At 64.0% G+C, this 15,449-nt stretch carries 14 protein-coding genes; 4 read left to right on the forward strand and 10 right to left on the reverse strand.

Going from position 1 to position 15,449, the window contains the following annotated elements:
- Positions 1-82: 82 nt before the first annotated feature.
- From ACP7B7_RS19010 to ACP7B7_RS19025, 4 genes are all read right to left on the reverse strand, one after another.
- Positions 83-568 (reverse strand): DUF6702 family protein, encoded by a 486-nt coding sequence (locus ACP7B7_RS19010; protein ID WP_426077704.1) that lies wholly within the window; start codon positions 566-568, stop codon positions 83-85.
- Positions 565-2,943 (reverse strand): M1 family metallopeptidase, encoded by a 2,379-nt coding sequence (locus ACP7B7_RS19015; RefSeq protein ID WP_426077705.1) that lies wholly within the window; start codon positions 2,941-2,943, stop codon positions 565-567. The genes ACP7B7_RS19010 and ACP7B7_RS19015 overlap by 4 nt, the downstream gene beginning before the upstream one ends.
- A 165-nt stretch (positions 2,944-3,108) precedes the next feature.
- Positions 3,109-3,561 carry a MarR family winged helix-turn-helix transcriptional regulator gene (locus ACP7B7_RS19020; protein WP_308924722.1) on the reverse strand — a complete coding sequence of 151 codons (453 nt, stop codon included), beginning with the start codon at positions 3,559-3,561 and terminating at the stop codon, positions 3,109-3,111.
- Positions 3,562-3,607: 46 nt separating this feature from the next.
- Positions 3,608-4,480 carry an oxidoreductase gene (locus ACP7B7_RS19025; protein ID WP_426077706.1) on the reverse strand — a complete coding sequence of 291 codons (873 nt, stop codon included), beginning with the start codon at positions 4,478-4,480 and terminating at the stop codon, positions 3,608-3,610.
- Between the two features lie 112 nt (positions 4,481-4,592).
- On the opposite strand from ACP7B7_RS19025, the gene ACP7B7_RS19030 reads away from it, so the two are divergent.
- On the forward strand, positions 4,593-5,510 hold the full coding sequence (locus ACP7B7_RS19030; protein WP_308924724.1) for a LysR family transcriptional regulator: 918 nt from the start codon (positions 4,593-4,595) through the stop codon (positions 5,508-5,510).
- Here the strand turns inward: ACP7B7_RS19030 and ACP7B7_RS19035 are convergent.
- The gene (locus ACP7B7_RS19035) at positions 5,498-6,316 is read right to left on the reverse strand and encodes a sugar phosphate isomerase/epimerase family protein (protein ID WP_308924725.1); all 819 of its coding nucleotides are present in this window, start codon (positions 6,314-6,316) and stop codon (positions 5,498-5,500) included. The two genes, ACP7B7_RS19030 and ACP7B7_RS19035, sit on opposite strands and share 13 nt — an antisense overlap.
- Positions 6,316-7,155, reverse strand: a complete 840-nt coding sequence (locus ACP7B7_RS19040; protein ID WP_308924726.1) for a phytanoyl-CoA dioxygenase family protein — start codon at positions 7,153-7,155, stop codon at positions 6,316-6,318. The genes ACP7B7_RS19035 and ACP7B7_RS19040 overlap by 1 nt, the downstream gene beginning before the upstream one ends.
- Positions 7,156-7,264: 109 nt before the next feature.
- Between ACP7B7_RS19040 and ACP7B7_RS19045 the strand changes: the two genes are divergently transcribed.
- The gene (locus ACP7B7_RS19045) at positions 7,265-8,215 is read left to right on the forward strand and encodes a LysR family transcriptional regulator (protein WP_426077707.1); all 951 of its coding nucleotides are present in this window, start codon (positions 7,265-7,267) and stop codon (positions 8,213-8,215) included.
- Here ACP7B7_RS19045 and ACP7B7_RS19050 read toward each other — a convergent pair whose 3' ends face one another.
- Together ACP7B7_RS19050 and ACP7B7_RS19055 are read right to left on the reverse strand one after the other, a co-directional pair.
- Positions 8,216-9,832 (reverse strand): methyl-accepting chemotaxis protein, encoded by a 1,617-nt coding sequence (locus ACP7B7_RS19050; protein WP_426077708.1) that lies wholly within the window; start codon positions 9,830-9,832, stop codon positions 8,216-8,218.
- Positions 9,833-10,096: 264 nt separating this feature from the next.
- On the reverse strand, positions 10,097-11,149 hold the full coding sequence (locus tag ACP7B7_RS19055; protein WP_426077709.1) for a hypothetical protein: 1,053 nt from the start codon (positions 11,147-11,149) through the stop codon (positions 10,097-10,099).
- Between the two features lie 196 nt (positions 11,150-11,345).
- On the opposite strand from ACP7B7_RS19055, the gene ACP7B7_RS19060 reads away from it, so the two are divergent.
- Positions 11,346-11,792 carry a hypothetical protein gene (locus tag ACP7B7_RS19060; protein WP_308924730.1) on the forward strand — a complete coding sequence of 149 codons (447 nt, stop codon included), beginning with the start codon at positions 11,346-11,348 and terminating at the stop codon, positions 11,790-11,792.
- A 124-nt stretch (positions 11,793-11,916) separates the two neighbouring features.
- Here ACP7B7_RS19060 and ACP7B7_RS19065 read toward each other — a convergent pair whose 3' ends face one another.
- Both ACP7B7_RS19065 and ACP7B7_RS19070 read right to left on the reverse strand, forming a co-directional pair.
- Positions 11,917-13,413 carry a choice-of-anchor X domain-containing protein gene (locus tag ACP7B7_RS19065; RefSeq protein WP_426077710.1) on the reverse strand — a complete coding sequence of 499 codons (1,497 nt, stop codon included), beginning with the start codon at positions 13,411-13,413 and terminating at the stop codon, positions 11,917-11,919.
- Positions 13,410-14,264 carry a hypothetical protein gene (locus ACP7B7_RS19070; RefSeq protein WP_308924732.1) on the reverse strand — a complete coding sequence of 285 codons (855 nt, stop codon included), beginning with the start codon at positions 14,262-14,264 and terminating at the stop codon, positions 13,410-13,412. The genes ACP7B7_RS19065 and ACP7B7_RS19070 overlap by 4 nt, the downstream gene beginning before the upstream one ends.
- Before the next feature lie 217 nt (positions 14,265-14,481).
- On the opposite strand from ACP7B7_RS19070, the gene ACP7B7_RS19075 reads away from it, so the two are divergent.
- On the forward strand, positions 14,482-15,393 hold the full coding sequence (locus ACP7B7_RS19075) for a hypothetical protein (protein WP_426077712.1): 912 nt from the start codon (positions 14,482-14,484) through the stop codon (positions 15,391-15,393).
- Positions 15,394-15,449 lie beyond the last annotated feature (56 nt).

The following is a 15,449-nucleotide window of genomic DNA, read 5'->3' on the forward strand; positions in this document are numbered from 1 at the left end:
GGCATTCGGCGTGCTCAGGTCGGGAAAAATATTTGATCCAACCTTGCACAACGCTTGACGGGGATAACAGTATCTACCCGACCTACTTGATGGGTAACTCAACGTTTTTCTGGTCAAAGAACAGCGTCTGGATCTTCTCGCCGTCCTGCACATTGAGGGTATTGCGCTGGCCGGGCAGGAAATCGGTCAGCAGCTGGTGGTGGATGCGGGCGCCGGGTGCCAGGCGGGTGCGGGGGATCTCCTGGAAGATCACCACATTGTCGGCATTGACCTTGATGCCGACCCAGTCCAGGCGCAGGCGCTTGCCGTTGGCGGCCGTGATATGAAACTGCTTTTCCACGTAGCGGCGCAGCGCCGCTTCGCTGTCTTTCTGGCCCAGGTCGAACTGGCGCTGGTAGACCTGGGTCAGCAGCGCCTCGACGTCGTGGCCGGTATAGGTGTGGACGATTTCCGTGCTGCCGCTGGACGGGTTGTAGCTGATGTCGGCGATGCCCATATGGTAGTTATGGGCGAAGGCAGCCGTGCTGGCCACGGCCAGGGTCAGGGCCAGCAGGGTAGCCTTGATCACGACTCGCCGTCCTTGTCGCCCGCTGCGCCTTTGGCTTTCAAGGGTGTATTAAAGTCGCGCATCAGGTTTTCCTTGGGCGACTTCTCGCTCTTGAACAGTTCCAGGCGCGACGGCGTCAGCTTGCGCGGCCAGCTGTTGTTGCTGGTGTCGATGTCGGCCGTTTCCCAGTACGGGTCCTGCACCAGGCCCACTATCGGTTCGTCCGTGATGACGACCTTGGTGATTTTCTTCGGCGAGTAGCGCCACACTTCGGCCGGTACGCGCTCGATGTATTTCTTGCCGCTTTTCAGTTCGATCTCGAGGATCAAGGGCATCACCATGCCGCCCAGGTTGGACAGGTCGACCAGGTACAGATGCTTGCCCTGTTTCAGCAGCTCTTTTTCCCACGGTTCCAGGCTGGCGATCGCTTCGGCGTAGGCGTTGCGGTCCTTGTTGGTGACGGTGTAGTCGTCGTGCTGGTTATAGAAATCCTTCAGCTCCGGGTGCGCGTCGACCCGGCGCGGCATGCCCTTGTTGGCGCGGTCGGTGACGGATTCCGGCTGGGCCGCTTTCTGCGCCTTCTTCCAGGCTTTTTCCGTTTCCGGATTTTTGCTGCTTACGCCGTATTCGCTGATGCCGTCGATGCTGATGTCGACCGCATCGGTGGTGTAGAACCAGCCGCGCCAGAACCAGTCCAGGTCGGTGCCGGAGGCGTCTTCCATGGTGCGGAAAAAGTCGGCCGGCGTGGGGCGCTTGAACTTCCAGCGCTGCGCATATTCCTTGAAGGCGTAGTCGAACAGCTCGCGGCCCAGAATGGTTTCGCGCAGGATGTTCAGGCCGGCCGCCGGCTTGGCGTAGGCGTTGTTACCGAACTGCAGCAAGGATTCGGAATTGGTCATGATCGGCACCTGGTCGCGGCTACGCATGTAGTCGACGATCTCGCGCGGCTCGCCACGCGAGGCCGGATAATTTTCTTCCCATGCCTGCTGCGCCAGGTACTGCACGAAGGTGTTCAGGCCCTCGTCCATCCAGGTCCACTGGCGCTCGTCCGAGTTGATGATCATCGGATAGTAGTTGTGGCCCACCTCATGGATGATCACGCCGATCAGGCCATATTTGGTGCGCTTCGAATACGTCAGCTCGCCCGTCTTTTTATCCTTGACGGGGCGCGGGCCGTTGAACGAAATCATCGGGTATTCCATGCCGCCCACCGGGCCGTTGACGGAGATCGCGGTCGGGTACGGATAGTCGATGCTGTACTTGTTGTACTGTTCGATGGTGTGGACGATGGCCTGCGTGCTGTATTTTTCCCACAGCGGATTGCCTTCCTTCGGATAGTAGGACATGGCCATCACGTCGCTGCCGTCCTTCTTGTAGCCTTGCGCATCCCAGATGAACTTGCGGCTCGAGGCCCAGGCGAAATCGCGCACATTGGCGGCCTTGAAATGCCAGGTCTTCTGCGCGCGGCTGACCGATTTTTCGGCCGCTTCGGCTTCCTTCTGCGTGACGATGATCACCGGCTTGTCGCTGGTGCGCGCCTTTTCCAGGCGCTCGCGCTGGGCCGGCGTGAGGACATCCTGCGGGTTTTGCAGTTCGCCCGTGGAGGCCACCACATGGTCGGCCGGCACCGTCAGCTGCACGTCGTAGTCGCCGAATTCCAGCGTGAATTCGCCCGAGCCCAGGAACTGCTTGTGCTGCCAGCCGGCCGCATCGTAGTAGGCGGCCATGCGCGGGAACCACTGCGCCACTTCGAACAGCGCGTTCTTGTCCTCGGCAAAATACTCGTAGCCGGCGCGCCCGCCCAGCACCTTCTGTTCGTTGATGCGGTAGTCCCAGTCGATCTGGAATACGAAATCCTGGCCCGGTTTCAAGGGTTGCGGCAGGTCGATGCGCATCATGGTGCGGTTGATGACGTGCTTCAAAGGCTGGCCATCGGCGCCCTTGAGCGCACGGATATTGAAGCCGCCCTGGAAGTCGCCGCGCGCCAGGATGCCGCGCAGGCCTTCGAATTTCATGGTGTCTTCGCCGGCCGTCTTGGCCCAGGCCTGGCGCGAGGGCGCAGTGGCCATGCGGCGCGCGTCGGAGTCCGGCTTGTAGATATTCTGGTCCAGCTGCACCCACAGATAGCCCAGGGTATCGGGCGACTTGTTGTGATAGGTGACGGTGCCGCTGCCGGTGATCTCGCGTTTCGCTTCGTCGAGCGTGGCGCGGATGGTGTAGTCGGCGCGCTGCTGCCAGTAGGCGTGGCCGGGCGCGCCGGAGGCGGTGCGGTAGGTGTTCGGGGTGGGCAGCAATTCTTCCAGCTGGCGGAACTTGTCGTCGAAGGGCTCGGCGGCAAAGGCGGAAACGGTAAAGCAAAAAGCCAGGCAGGCCGCGGAGCCGGAAAGAATGCGCATGTTCACCCTGATATTGTTGTAAAGAAATAGTGGCGACTATTCTAAACGCAGGGGAGGGTCGGCCTTGTATCGATTTGTAATAAAGAAAGGCGAATTTTATGCCAGCTTTTGGCTGGCGCCGTGCATGCCGGGATTCGCCTTATTTTGCTTGGAAAAAGCGCCGGTTTACTCACTTTTCATCAGGCTGGCACGCAACTGGTCGAGCTGTTGTTTCATATCTACAACTTGCGCCACGCTGCACTGGCTGGCCGTCAAAATCGCTTCCGGCAGCAGCGCCGCCTGCTCGCGCAACTCGCTGCCCGCGTCCGTCAGCGTGATGATGACTTGTCGCTCGTCGCTGGCGGCGCGCGTGCGGTTCAACAGGCCGGCCTGCTCCATGCGCTTGAGCAGGGGCGTGAGGGTGGCCGAGTCGAGGAACAGGCGCTCGCCCACCTCGGACACGCTCAGGCCGTCGCGCTCCCACAACACCATCATCACCAGGTATTGCGAATAGGTCAGGCCCAGCTTGCGCAGGAGCTTGCGGTACAGCTTGTTCATGGCAAGCGAGGTCGAGTACAGCGCGAAGCACAGCTGGCTGTCCAGGCGCGGCACCTGGTGCAGGGGGTTGTTGGTATCCATCTGCACAGTATATATAGCGCGCGATCTAATTACAAGCGATTTGCAATCAAGTTGCAAGCGACGCCAGTGCGGCCAGCGCTGGCGCATCGAGCGTCAGTCCACCGGCGGCGACGTTTTCACGCAGATGGGCCACCGACGAGGTGCCGGGGATCACCAGCATGTTCGGCGCGCGCTGCAGCAGCCAGGCCAGCGCCACCTGCATCGGTGTCGCCTGCAGGCTGGCCGCCACCTGGCTCAAGGCATCGGACTGCAGCGGCGAAAAACCGCCGAGCGGGAAGAAGGGGACATAGGCGATGCCTTGCGCGGCCAGGCTGTCGATCAGCGCGTCGTCGACCCGGTGCGCCAGGTTGTAGTGATTCTGCACGCAGACAATCGGCGTGATGGCCTGCGCTTCGGCCACTTGCGCCGCATCGACATTGGACAGGCCGATATGGCGTACCAGCCCTTCCTGCTGCAGCTTTGCCAGCGCGGCCAGCGGCTCGGCCAGCGAGGAGCCGTCGGCGCCGTCCAGCCCGGGTGCGCGCAGGTTGACCACGTCGAGCACATCGAGGCCCAGGTTGCGCAGGTTGTCGTGCACGGCGTCGCGCAGTTGCTGCGGCGAGGCGGCCGGCAGCCAGGACTGGTCGGCGCCGCGCACGAAGCCGATCTTGGTGACGATGGCGAGACCGTCGCGGTAAGGGTGCAGCGCTTCGCGGATGATCTGGTTGGTGATGTGCGGGCCATAAAAATCCGAGGTGTCGATATGGTTGATGCCCAGCTCGATGGCCTCGCGCAGCACGGCCACGGCGGCGGCGCGGTCTTTCGGCGGACCCCACACGTGGGGGCCGGCCAGCTGCATGGCGCCGTAGCCGATGCGGTTGAAAACGAGATCGGAACCGGCGGGCGTGAACTGGTGCTGATTGGGAGAATAGGTGGTCATGGCTGCTCCTGTGGGGTGGATCGGGATACGGGAACAGTCATGGTAGCGCCGATGGCGCTGTGTGATAATCGGGGCAATCGCGCACAGGCTGTGCGCATTTACGCACAATCATATGCATCCATCCAGTCCTTCCATGGCCGACCTGGCCACCTTTGCCCAAGTACCCCAGCACCAGGGTTTTCGCCAGGCCGCGCGCCTGTCCGGCCAGTCGGCGTCGGCCATGAGCGAGGCGGTGCGCCGCCTGGAGCAGCAGCTGGGCATCCGCCTGCTGCTGCGTACCACGCGCAGCGTGACGCCGACCGAGGCTGGCGCGCTGCTGCTGTCGCGCCTGCGGCCCGCCTTGAGCGAGGTGGCCGGCGCGCTCGATGTGCTGAACGATTTGCGCGACAGTCCGCGCGGCAGCTTGCGCCTGAACGTGCCGGTCAACGCGGCGCGCTTCTTCCTGCAGCCGATGGTTGACCAATTCCTGCGCGCCTACCCGCACATCGTGCTGGAACTGGTGGTCGATAATAATTTCGTCGATATCGTCGCCAGCGGCTGCGACGCCGGCATCCGCTATGGCGAGCGGCTGGAACAGGACATGATCGCCATCCCGATCGGCCCGCGCACGCAGCGTTTCGCGGTGGCGGGCGCGCCGTCCTACCTGGCGCGGCGCGGCGTGCCGGCGCATCCGCGCGACCTGCTGCAGCATGACTGCCTGCTGGGGAAATTCTTGAGTGGCGCGATTCCGGCGTGGGAATTCGAGCGCGACGGGCAGAAGGTGAGCGTGGAGCCCGGCGGACCGATTATCGTCACGCCGACGGCCTTCGATTTTGCGGTCAGCATGGCCATCGCCGGCCATGGCCTGGTGTATCTGTTTGAAGAATGGCTGCAGCCGCATATCGATGCGGGCCAGCTGCAGCCGGTGCTGGAGGACTGGGCGATGCCGTTTCCCGGCCCGTTTCTATACTATGCGGGCCGGCGCCATCTGCCGGCGCCGCTGCGCGCGTTTATCGATTTCGTGCAGGCCAATTTTGCTCAATCGGCGTAGCGCTGGCGCAGCAGGTGCAGCATCGCCACATTCTGCTGCCACGCATCGGCAACCGGCTGCTGCGTCCAAGGCAGCGTTTGCAGATACGGCGCCGGGCCGAATTCGGGCGTAAACGTCAGCAGTTCGGCGCCGGCCGCGCGTCGCAGCGCCACGATCTGGTCCCACCAGGACAGGTGGGCGTCCAGCGCCTCCCTGGCTTCCGGTGCGCGGAAGTCGGCCACCTGCGGCCCTTGCGCATGGCCCACGCGCGCATGGATATGGCGCACCTGGGGCAGGGTGCGGGCCAGCGTGTGCGGTTGATCGGCCAGCAGCGATTCGCAGGCGCAGCACCAGTGCGACAGGTCGGCCGTCAGGGGCAACTGCGGGAACTGGTCCAGGTAGGGCAGCAGCAGCATCGGGTGGCCGCTGAAACGGCTGCGGTGGATTTCATGCACGATGGGCACGCCGTGCCTGTCCGAAATGGCGGCTGCCAATTCGATCAGTTCGGCGTTTTGCGCCTGGCTGTAGTAATCCTTGCCCGTGTGCGTGTTGACCAGCACGGGGCGCGCCAGGCAGGCGTTCTCCAGCAGTTCGGCCAGCGCGGCGCGATGCTGCTTGAAATCGCTGTGGAACACGGTCTCCCACTGCGCGGCGATCAGGGCCAGGCCGGCGTCGGCGATGCGGCCGGTCCACTCCTCGCGCAGGGCCACGTCCAGCGGCAGCGACATCTCGATGCCGTCGAAACCGGCCGCCAGCACCTTGTCGATAAACACGGCGGCCGGCAGCTCGTTATTGCCCCACTGCGGCGCAAAAATCTGGATACGCATTACTCGAAACCCCGCACCGGCAACGAGGCGTCGCGCTGTATCCAGTTATGCGCCGCGTATTCGGTCTGGCCGTCGGTGGCGTGTAGCGTATAGGCGTGGCGCGAGACGGGCGAGCGGTTCGGCGCGCTGTAGTGCGGCAGCAGGCCGTGGAAGCAGACCAGGGCGCCGGCCTTGACTTCCAGTGGCACGGCGGTGCTGTCGTCGGGCCAGGGCGTCGCATCGAGTTTTTCCACGCGTACCTGGTCGCCGTTGCGGATAAAGCGTTCGCGCAGCGGGCCGCGGTGGCCGCCCGGTTCGGCCCACAGGCAGCCGTTGTCCAGGGTCGCGTCTTCCAGCGCGAACCAGAAGGTGGTCACGCTGATCGGCGTGGTTTCAAAATAGGTGGCGTCCTGGTGCCAGCGCACTTCGCCGCCGATGCCGGGCTGCTTGAAGATATACATCGATTGCCACACTTGCGCGTCGGCCAGGCCCAGGTCGCGCGCCACTTGCGCCAGTGCCGGATCGGCGGAAAAAGCGCGGAACACGGGGTCCAGGTCGTGCATGGCGTGGCCGATCTTGTTGATCGACAGCGACTTGGCCTGCTTCAGCTGGCCGTCCGGGCCGAACGCTTCTTCTTCAAAAAAGCAGCGGATGGTGTTGTCGGAGGCGAGAAAATAATCGTTGGTGTTTTTCGCCTGATCGCGCGTGGTGAAAATCGACTGGCTGACGCTGGGATCGAATTCGTTGACAATCTGCTCGGCGCGCGCACGCAGGGCGGCGATTTCATCGAGGCTCTTGAAGCCGGGCAGCACCAGGTAGCCGTCGCGTTGGTATTGTTCTTTTTGTTCAAGTGTCAGCATGGCGGCGGCTCCGGAAGGTGATGGAAGACGCCATTGTAGGATGGGTGTGCATGGCAAACAATCGATCATCGGTTGACAGATTGTCGCCAAAACGCAGACAATCTTTGATATGGATCAATTGCAAGCGATGGAAATTTTCGTGGAAGTGGCGCAGCAGCGCAGCTTCACCGTGGCCGGCCAGCGCCTGGGCCTGTCACGCGCCATGGTCAGCAAGACCATCATGCAGCTGGAAGACAAGCTCAACGCCCGCCTGCTGCACCGCTCGACGCGCGAAGTGAGTTTGACCGATGCGGGGCGGGCTTATCTGGCGCCGTGCATGGCCACCGTCAGCCAGGCGCAGGAAGCGGCCCGTTCGGTGGCGCAGGTGGTGCAAACGGGCGCGGCGCTGGCCGGGCCGCTGCGCATCCAGGCGCCGTCCAGTTTTGGCAGCGCCTGGCTGGCCGACGCGGTGGCCCGCTTCAGCCTGCTGCATCCGCAACTGCGGGCCGAACTGTTTGTCGACGATGCGCTGCTCGATCCGATACGCCACGGCTTCGACTTGACCATCCGCGTCGGCGGCATTCCCGACAGCAGCGCGCTGGCCATGCGCCCGCTGGCGCCGTGCCGCGCCGTGCTGTGCGCCAGCCCCGCCTACCTGGCGCAACAGGGCATGCCGCAAACGCCGCAAGATTTATTGCACCACCAGTGCCTGCATTTCAGCCACCTGACCGATGGCACCAACTGGCATTTTCAGCGGGACGAGGGAGGCCAGCGTGAGGAGGTGAGCGTGCGCGTGCAGGCGGGCTTTACGGCCAATAACGGCCTGGTGCTGCAGCAGGCCGCAAAGCAGGGCCTGGGCATCGTCTACAGCACCACGTTTCTTGCCTGGCGCGCGTTGCTTGATGGCAGCCTGGTGCCGGTGCTGGCCGGCTGGTCGCTGCCGCTGAACTACCTGAGCGCGCTGTATCCGGCCAGCCGCCAGTTGTCGCCCAAGGTGCGCGCCCTGATCGACTTCCTGGTGCTTGAGTACCAGCCGGTGCCGCTATGGGACCGCGAGCTGGCGGCGGCCGGGATTGTGTAGCTACGCCGCCAGACGCTGGCGCTCGCGCCTTGGCGCAGTGGGCCGCTGCAAGGCCGGCGTGCTGGCGGCACCGGTCTTGAACACCGCCATCGCCTGCGCCAAGGTACCCGCCTGCTGCTGCATGCTTTCGGCCGCCGCCGACGATTGCTCGACCAGCGCCGCGTTCTGCTGGGTCATTTGATCCATCTGCGTGATGGCCATGTTGACCTGCTCGATGCCGGCGCTTTGCTCGGCGCTGGCGGCCGTGATCTCCGCCATGATGTCGGCCACCTGGCGCACGCTGGTGACGATTTCTTCCATGGTCTTGCCCGCCTCGTCGACCAGTGCGCCGCCCTGCTCGATCTGGCTGACGGAGTCGCCGATCAGGGTCTTGATTTCCTTGGCCGCACCGGCGCTGCGCTGGGCCAGGTTGCGCACTTCGGTGGCGACCACGGCAAAGCCGCGTCCTTGCTCACCGGCGCGCGCCGCTTCCACCGCCGCGTTCAGTGCCAGGATATTGGTCTGGAAGGCAATGCCGTCGATCACGCCGATAATGTCGGCGATCTTGCGCGAGCTGTCCTTGATGCCGTTCATGGTGGTCACCACCTGCTCGACCACGCTGCCGCCGCGACCGGCCACGCCGCTGGCCGAAATCACCAGTTGATTGGCCTGGCGCGCATTGTCGGCATTTTGCCGCACGGTGGACGTCAGCTCTTCCATCGAGCTGGCGGTTTCCTCCAGTGAACTGGCTTGCGATTCGGTGCGGCTCGACAGGTCGGCATTGCCGGCGGCGATTTCCTGCGAGGCCGTATTGATGGTGTCGCTCGAGCCGCGCACCTCGCTGACCATGCCCGATAGCTTGCCGTTCATCTCGCCCAGCGCGCGCAGCAGTTGCCCCGCTTCGTCGCGCGCCGAGCTGGTGACGGTGGAGGTCAGGTCGCCATCGGCCACCTGGCGCGCCAGCTGCACCGCTTTTGCCAGCGGTACCGTGATCGAGCGCGCCAGCAGCGACGCGCATACCAGCACGAACAGCACCATCAGCACCGTCAGGGCCAGCATCAGGTTGCGGCTGGTTTCATAGATCTGCTGGATTTCCTGCGCGCGGCGGTTGAGGTCGTCGCGTTCGTATTGCAGCAGCTCTTTGATCTTGTCCGCATAGTTTTTTGCTACCGGAGAAAATTTGCTGTCGACCAGGGTCGAGGCTTTTTCGGATTCGCCCTGTTTTTTCAGCGCCAGCACTTCGTCGCGCGACGACAGGTATTGCTTGCGCAGTTCACCGAGCTCGCCCCATATCTTTTGTTCTTCCGGCGTATTGATGGATGGCTCGATCAGTTTTTGCAATTCCGACGAGTTGCGCGTCGATTCGGCGATATCGGCGGCGAAGAATTCGTTGAGCGAACCGTCGCTGCTCTTGGCAATCGCCAGGCTGCGGCGCACGCCTGCAAATACATTGCGGTACCAGTCGCTGATATGGCGCTCGCTGGCCAGCGGTTCGTCCAGCAACTGGCGGGTCGACTCGGCCACCGTGTGCAGGCGGGCAATACCGATGCCGATCGCCAGCAACGAACACAGCATTACCACGGCAAAGCCCAGCAGCAAGCGCCTGCCGATGGTGATGTTATTGAGAAAAGAACGCATTGCAGCTGACTCCAAAATGAGTTTGTTCGGGATGCAGTGGGGCTGCCGGCTCCTGATGGGAGCTGGCGCTGGATAGACGGGGGTGGGGTCATCACTGCGGAGCGCAGAATATATATCAACTATTTTCCCTGCGGAAAATTTTATGTAATTAATATCTCATTTTGATATGCAGGTGTTGTATCAATGTTGAATATCGGCGCAGAAGAGGGGTTTTCCCTGCCTTTTGGCAGGGAAAGCGAAAGAAGGGAGAGCAGGAAGGGCGGCTCAGACTTGCCAGGCGCCGTCGGCATAGACGCGCTCGTCGTCGAGGTAGACCGCTTCGGTGACGGCAAAGATATCGACGTGGTAGCGCGCGTCCTTGCGTTTGAACTGCGGCTTGGTGTAGACGCCGTGCTTGGCGCCCAGCGACAGGTGGATGCCGCACATGCGCTCGTACGTGCCGATATCGTTGACCAGCTGTTCGCGCGTAAAGGCGCGGTTCATGCCGAAGCCCAGTTCGCGCACCCAGACCTCGCCTTCGTGGGCGCGGATAATCTCCAGCATGTCGAGGAACTCGGGCGTGGCGTTCTCGGTGCCGGCCACGCGGCCCTTCTCGACGATCAGGGTGATGGGCGTATCGGGGCGGTTGACCATGAATTTGGTATCGCCGAACACGAAGATGCGCACGCGGCCGTTGACGGCTTCCAGGTCTTGCGCCTCGGTGAATACTTCGCCCAGCGGAAACTGGCCGCCGATATTGTTCATGCCGCTGTAGTCGCCGATATTGAGCTTGGCCGATTCGAACGGCGAGGCGAACACCAGTTGCTCGCCGCCGCTGTCGACCATGCCGTGGCGGGCACGGTCGATGCGCTCTTTCAAGGCGTGGCCGACGCCGCGGTAGTAGGCGGGGTCGTAGGCCAGCGACGCGATATAGTGCAAGCCCTGCACGCCGGGCATGCGCGACAGGTGCACGTGTTCGATCACCTTCAGGCCGCGCTTGAACAGTTCGATGCGGATGCGGAATGCTTCCAGGCGGAAACTGGTCGACTGGATCAGCACCACCAGGCTGCCGGCCGGCAGCGCGGCAAATGCGGCCAGCACGGCGTCGGGCGTGACCTCGTCGAAATCGATCAGGGCCGCCTCCGGCAGGGCTTGCCGGTAGGCGTCGGTCAGCACCAGGTTGAGCCAGCTGCGCTTGTCGCAGACCAGCAGCGCCGGTTCGTCTGGCCGGTGGCAGATGGCCATGGCCAGCAGGTCGGCCACGTTTTGCGCGGCCACTTCGGTGGCGGCGGCGCTGATGGCGTCTAGCCGGCTGGTGTCATTGTCTGGAAGCGTCATGGTGGGGAAATCAAGGCAGGTAGGCTGGAACTGCGCATTATAAGGCGCAGGCGGTCTGTATCGCCATTGGCCATCGGAACCATGGCCGCCGACTGATTACCTTGTGTAGTGCCTAGTGGCAATGTATTATTTGTAAAACAGCCTGCCGCCGACGGTGGCAGTGCGACATCAACAGAGTAATGTTAAGAGTGCTGCGATGAGCTTGATTGGACAAGATATTCCGATGGAACGGCCCGATACCGATGGCCGCGCTGCCCTGCTGGTGCCCGTCACCGGCGTCAAGGAAGATGTCCTGATGACGATACGCAAGGGCGCCGCCATTGTCGGCTTCGCCAACCACGACCGTACCGTCACCGTCTATTTCGAGAGCAACCGCTTCGACGACCCGGTACTGGCCAAGTGGGAACACAAGGCGCGCAAGGCCTACGACCGCCTGGTCGAGAACGCGCCCACGGTATCGAAACTGACCACCAGCCAGACCAACTTCGAGCAGATCGGCTATATCAACGGCAAGGGCATCACCATCCGCCGCATGGACAGCCTGAAACGCTGGCTCGAATATTCCGATGCGATGGCGTCTTGCCCGGAGACGGAGATCGTGCCGAGAACGGTCATTGCCAAGGTTGATGTTGTCAAAGCCTAGGGCGGTTGATAAAAAGCCCATGGCGGCGTTGCGTTCGCCTCGCCGTACTGGCGTACTGTCTTCGGCGACGCGCCTTGCCCTGAGCATTTTCTCAAGCGCCCTTGATAATGCAGCTTAGGTTTCCCTAAACAACAACGATACTTGCCTGCGCCTTGAGCGGACAGGGCAGGCTGTCGTCGAAGGTCAGCTCGATGGCGCTGGCGACGAACATGCCGCCGATGTGCTGGGCGGCGATCTCGGGCGGGGTGCCGGGCTTGGTCAGGTTGACGTCCTGGGCGAACACGAACACGCGCCAGGTGCCGACCACTTGCTGGCCGTATTTCAACAGCAGGCGGTACGCTTCCTTCAGGTTCAGGCTGGCCGCATAGACGCCATCGTTGGCGCCGGGGTCGAAACCGAGGCCGTCGTCGACCAGCGGCTGGACGAAATACAGGCCCTGCGGCGCCTGGAACAGGGCGAACGCATACAGTTCGTTGCCACGGAACAAATCGTTGTTCTCGCGCTGGAAGCTGGCGCGCAGCCATAGCGGCTCGAACGCCTGCACCACGGCCGGCGTATCGGTTTCCACCGGGCCGGCGACATGGATATTGACCTGGGTTTCGCTGACGGCATGCTGATAGGTGCCGCCGCTGGTAAAGCGCTCATATTGCCATTTGATGTCGGCCGTGTAGGGCCGGCCCGCGTTCGGCGCTTCCGGCAAGACCCATTGCGCCACCACCCGTTCGCCCAGGGTCAGCTCGCCGGTGGCGGGTGGCGTCGCTTCCTGGCCGCGCCAGAACGGATCGGCGGCGTCCGAGCAGGCCACCGCAATCGCGCCCGAGGCGATGGCCGAGGCCACGCCCGCCACCGTGAACTCCGGTTCGCCCGAGCCGGCGCCTTCGAGCGAGCAGCAATTGACGCTGGGGTCGGTTTCCTCGAATTCGCCGCCCACGCTGAAGCTGGCCTGGCCCGCCCCCTGGGCCGCCGCGATGATGGCCACCAGCGCGGCGATGATGGCGATGATAATCGCCAGCACCTTCCACCACGGATCGGAAAACGGCAGCTCGCCATGCGTGCCCGCATAGGCGGGATTCGGCACCCAGGCCAGGGTAAAGCCGGTCGGCACCACTGGCCCCAGACCGGGCGGACAGCGGCACTCCTTGCCGTCGGAGGCGCCCCAGCCCTTGCCGGGCAGGTGGCCCTGCGGCTTCGACAGGGTCAACGTGCCTTCCTCGATGGCGCAGGTATAGGTATTGCTGGTGTTGTCGAAGCGCGTCTGCGACACGAAGATCTGCTGGATCGAACGGCGCGGCGTGTGGCCGTCGGCCTTGGCGACAAAGCTGACCAGGCGCTTGCCGGGCGCCGCATGCTGGAAGTTGGCGTCCCACATCACCAGCATGGCGGCGCCGGCCGGGATGCTGGCAAAGAAAAAGGTGCGCGCCACGGGCACGATGCCGGGGTCGCCCACGCTTTCCAGGTAGACGGTGACGTTCGTGAGCGCCGTGCCGGACATGTTCGTGACGTGGGCGGCGATGCGCAGATGGTAGAGGGCGTTGTCGAAGATGCCATCGGGCATCATGATATTGGTGACGGGCTCGATCGCGAAGGGCCGCGTCAAGACCTGCATCGGTGTGTCGCTCATGATGGAGTCTCCTGTTTGTCATCGCCGGCATCGACCAGCACATGGGTGACGCCGCCCATCACCTTGCCATCCACGGTTTCCAGCACCCGCAGCAGCGCGTATTCACGCGGTGCCAGTTCGCCGGCGCGCACGCTCAGGTAGACCGGCACGGCGCGGCCGCGCGGCACCTCGACTTCCAGCTTCTGTTCGCCGGGGCGGTCGCCGTCGCAATACGGCGTGCGCGTAAGGCCGGCCTCGATCTTGGCCGCCTTTGCGGGACGCCACTTGTCCAGTCCCAGGGTGGCCAGCACGGCGTCGGGCAGCTCGCCGCCCTGTTCCAGTTGCAGCACCACGCGTTTGCCCTGGCGCGGCAGGGCCGCCACGCTGATGGCCAGCAGCTGCGCGCGCCGCGCCGCCTGCACCACCGTCACATTGCGCTGGGCGATCTGTTCGTACAGCTGCGGCTGGAAGGCGAAGCCGATGAGGAGCGGGTCGGGCAGGGGATTGACGTCGCCCGGTCCGTGGGCCACGGCCAGCAGGCATTCGTGGCCGCCATTGACGATGACGGGCAGCCAGGGCACCAGGCACAGCACTTCCTGGGTGGCGCCGGGCGCCAGGTCGGCAAACGCCGAGCCGATTCTGGTGGCAAAACCGACGGCGATCTGGCCGGATGGATCGGCCCAGTAAAAATCCACGCGCACGCCGTTCGAGCTGCTGTTGCCGATATTGTGCACGCGGCCCCACAGGAAGTTATTGGCGCCGGCCACCGGTGCGCCGGGCGCGCCGTTCGGGTCGTTGCCGGGCACGACCCAGATATCGGCGCTGTCCCACCACCAGGGCTGGCCGTCTTCGATGATCAGGTGGGCTGGCATGGCGTTCTCCCGTTCTGCTTGTCCGAGTGCTACCAGCTTAGGCCGCAACGCCGGGTGGCGATTGATCAGTGTCAAAGCGCGGCAGGGTGCGGGCTGGTGCAGTGGTGGCGTCGCCGCCATGCCTGCGTAGGGTAATATTGCAAGGGAGCGCAGCCGGGATCTGGCGACAGTATTGGCCGCAGCGTTCGCCACGATGGATGTCTAAAAAGGTAGTAACGTGCTTGAACCCGTAAATGATCGTTGTATCGATGCCGCGTGCGGCAAGGAACTGCCGCTGCGCGTGGCTTATTGCCCGTTTTGCGGCACTTCCCAGTCGGCGGCAATGCCGGAACCGGTGGTCGCTGCCGCGCCCGCCGCGCCGGCCGTGATGCCGCCGCCGGTACCGCCGCAGTGGCGGCCCATGCCGCCCGCCGCCGTGACTCCGGCACCCGCCGCCGAGCCGGTAACGGCGGCCGCACCCGTTGCGCCGCAGCCGGCCAGGCCAGCCCCCGCCAAACCCGCCGTGGCCCGCTCCGTGCCGCCACCGCGCGCGCCCGTGCGCCTGCGCACCTGGCTGCTGGCCGTGGCGGCCCTGGTCGGTATCTGGTTCGTCAACAAGCCCGCCGACAAGCCGGCCAGCGTGGCCGAGCAGGTACAGGCGGGCACCGTGCTGGCGCAGCAGTGCGACCTGGACGGTGCGCGCAGCGCCCTGGCCGTGCTGAAAAGCGCCAAGGCGCCGGCCGCGCAAGTGAAGCGCTTGCAGGCCAGCATCACCAGTGCAGCCGTCACCTGCGACAAGCGGGAGAAGCGCGCGCAGGCCTGGGAGCAGGTGGTGCTGGCTTCCGGTCAGGCGTTTGACGCTGGCAAGCCCGAGCAGGCCGCCACGCGGCTGGCGGCGTATGTGAAACGCTGGGGTGAGGATGCCGATACGATGGCACTTGACGGCCGCATCAAGGTGGCGCTGGCCAGCCGCGAACTCGACACGGCCGATGCCTGCCTGGCCAGGCGCGACCATCGCTGCATGGAAAAGAGCCTGCTGGCGGCCGAGCGTTATCAACGGCCTGAACTGGCGGCGCGCACCAGGGTCTTGCGCGCCTCGCTGTCGCAGTTGCTGGAACGCGCCCTGCTGGACGGCGAAACGCCTCCCTGAGCGCCTGTTGACGACTGAAACCATTGCTTACAACTGCATGCGAAAAGGCCCATTCT

It is taken from the genome of Janthinobacterium sp. PSPC3-1, from assembly GCF_049896105.1.
In the GTDB taxonomy this organism is placed as follows: domain Bacteria; phylum Pseudomonadota; class Gammaproteobacteria; order Burkholderiales; family Burkholderiaceae_D; genus Janthinobacterium.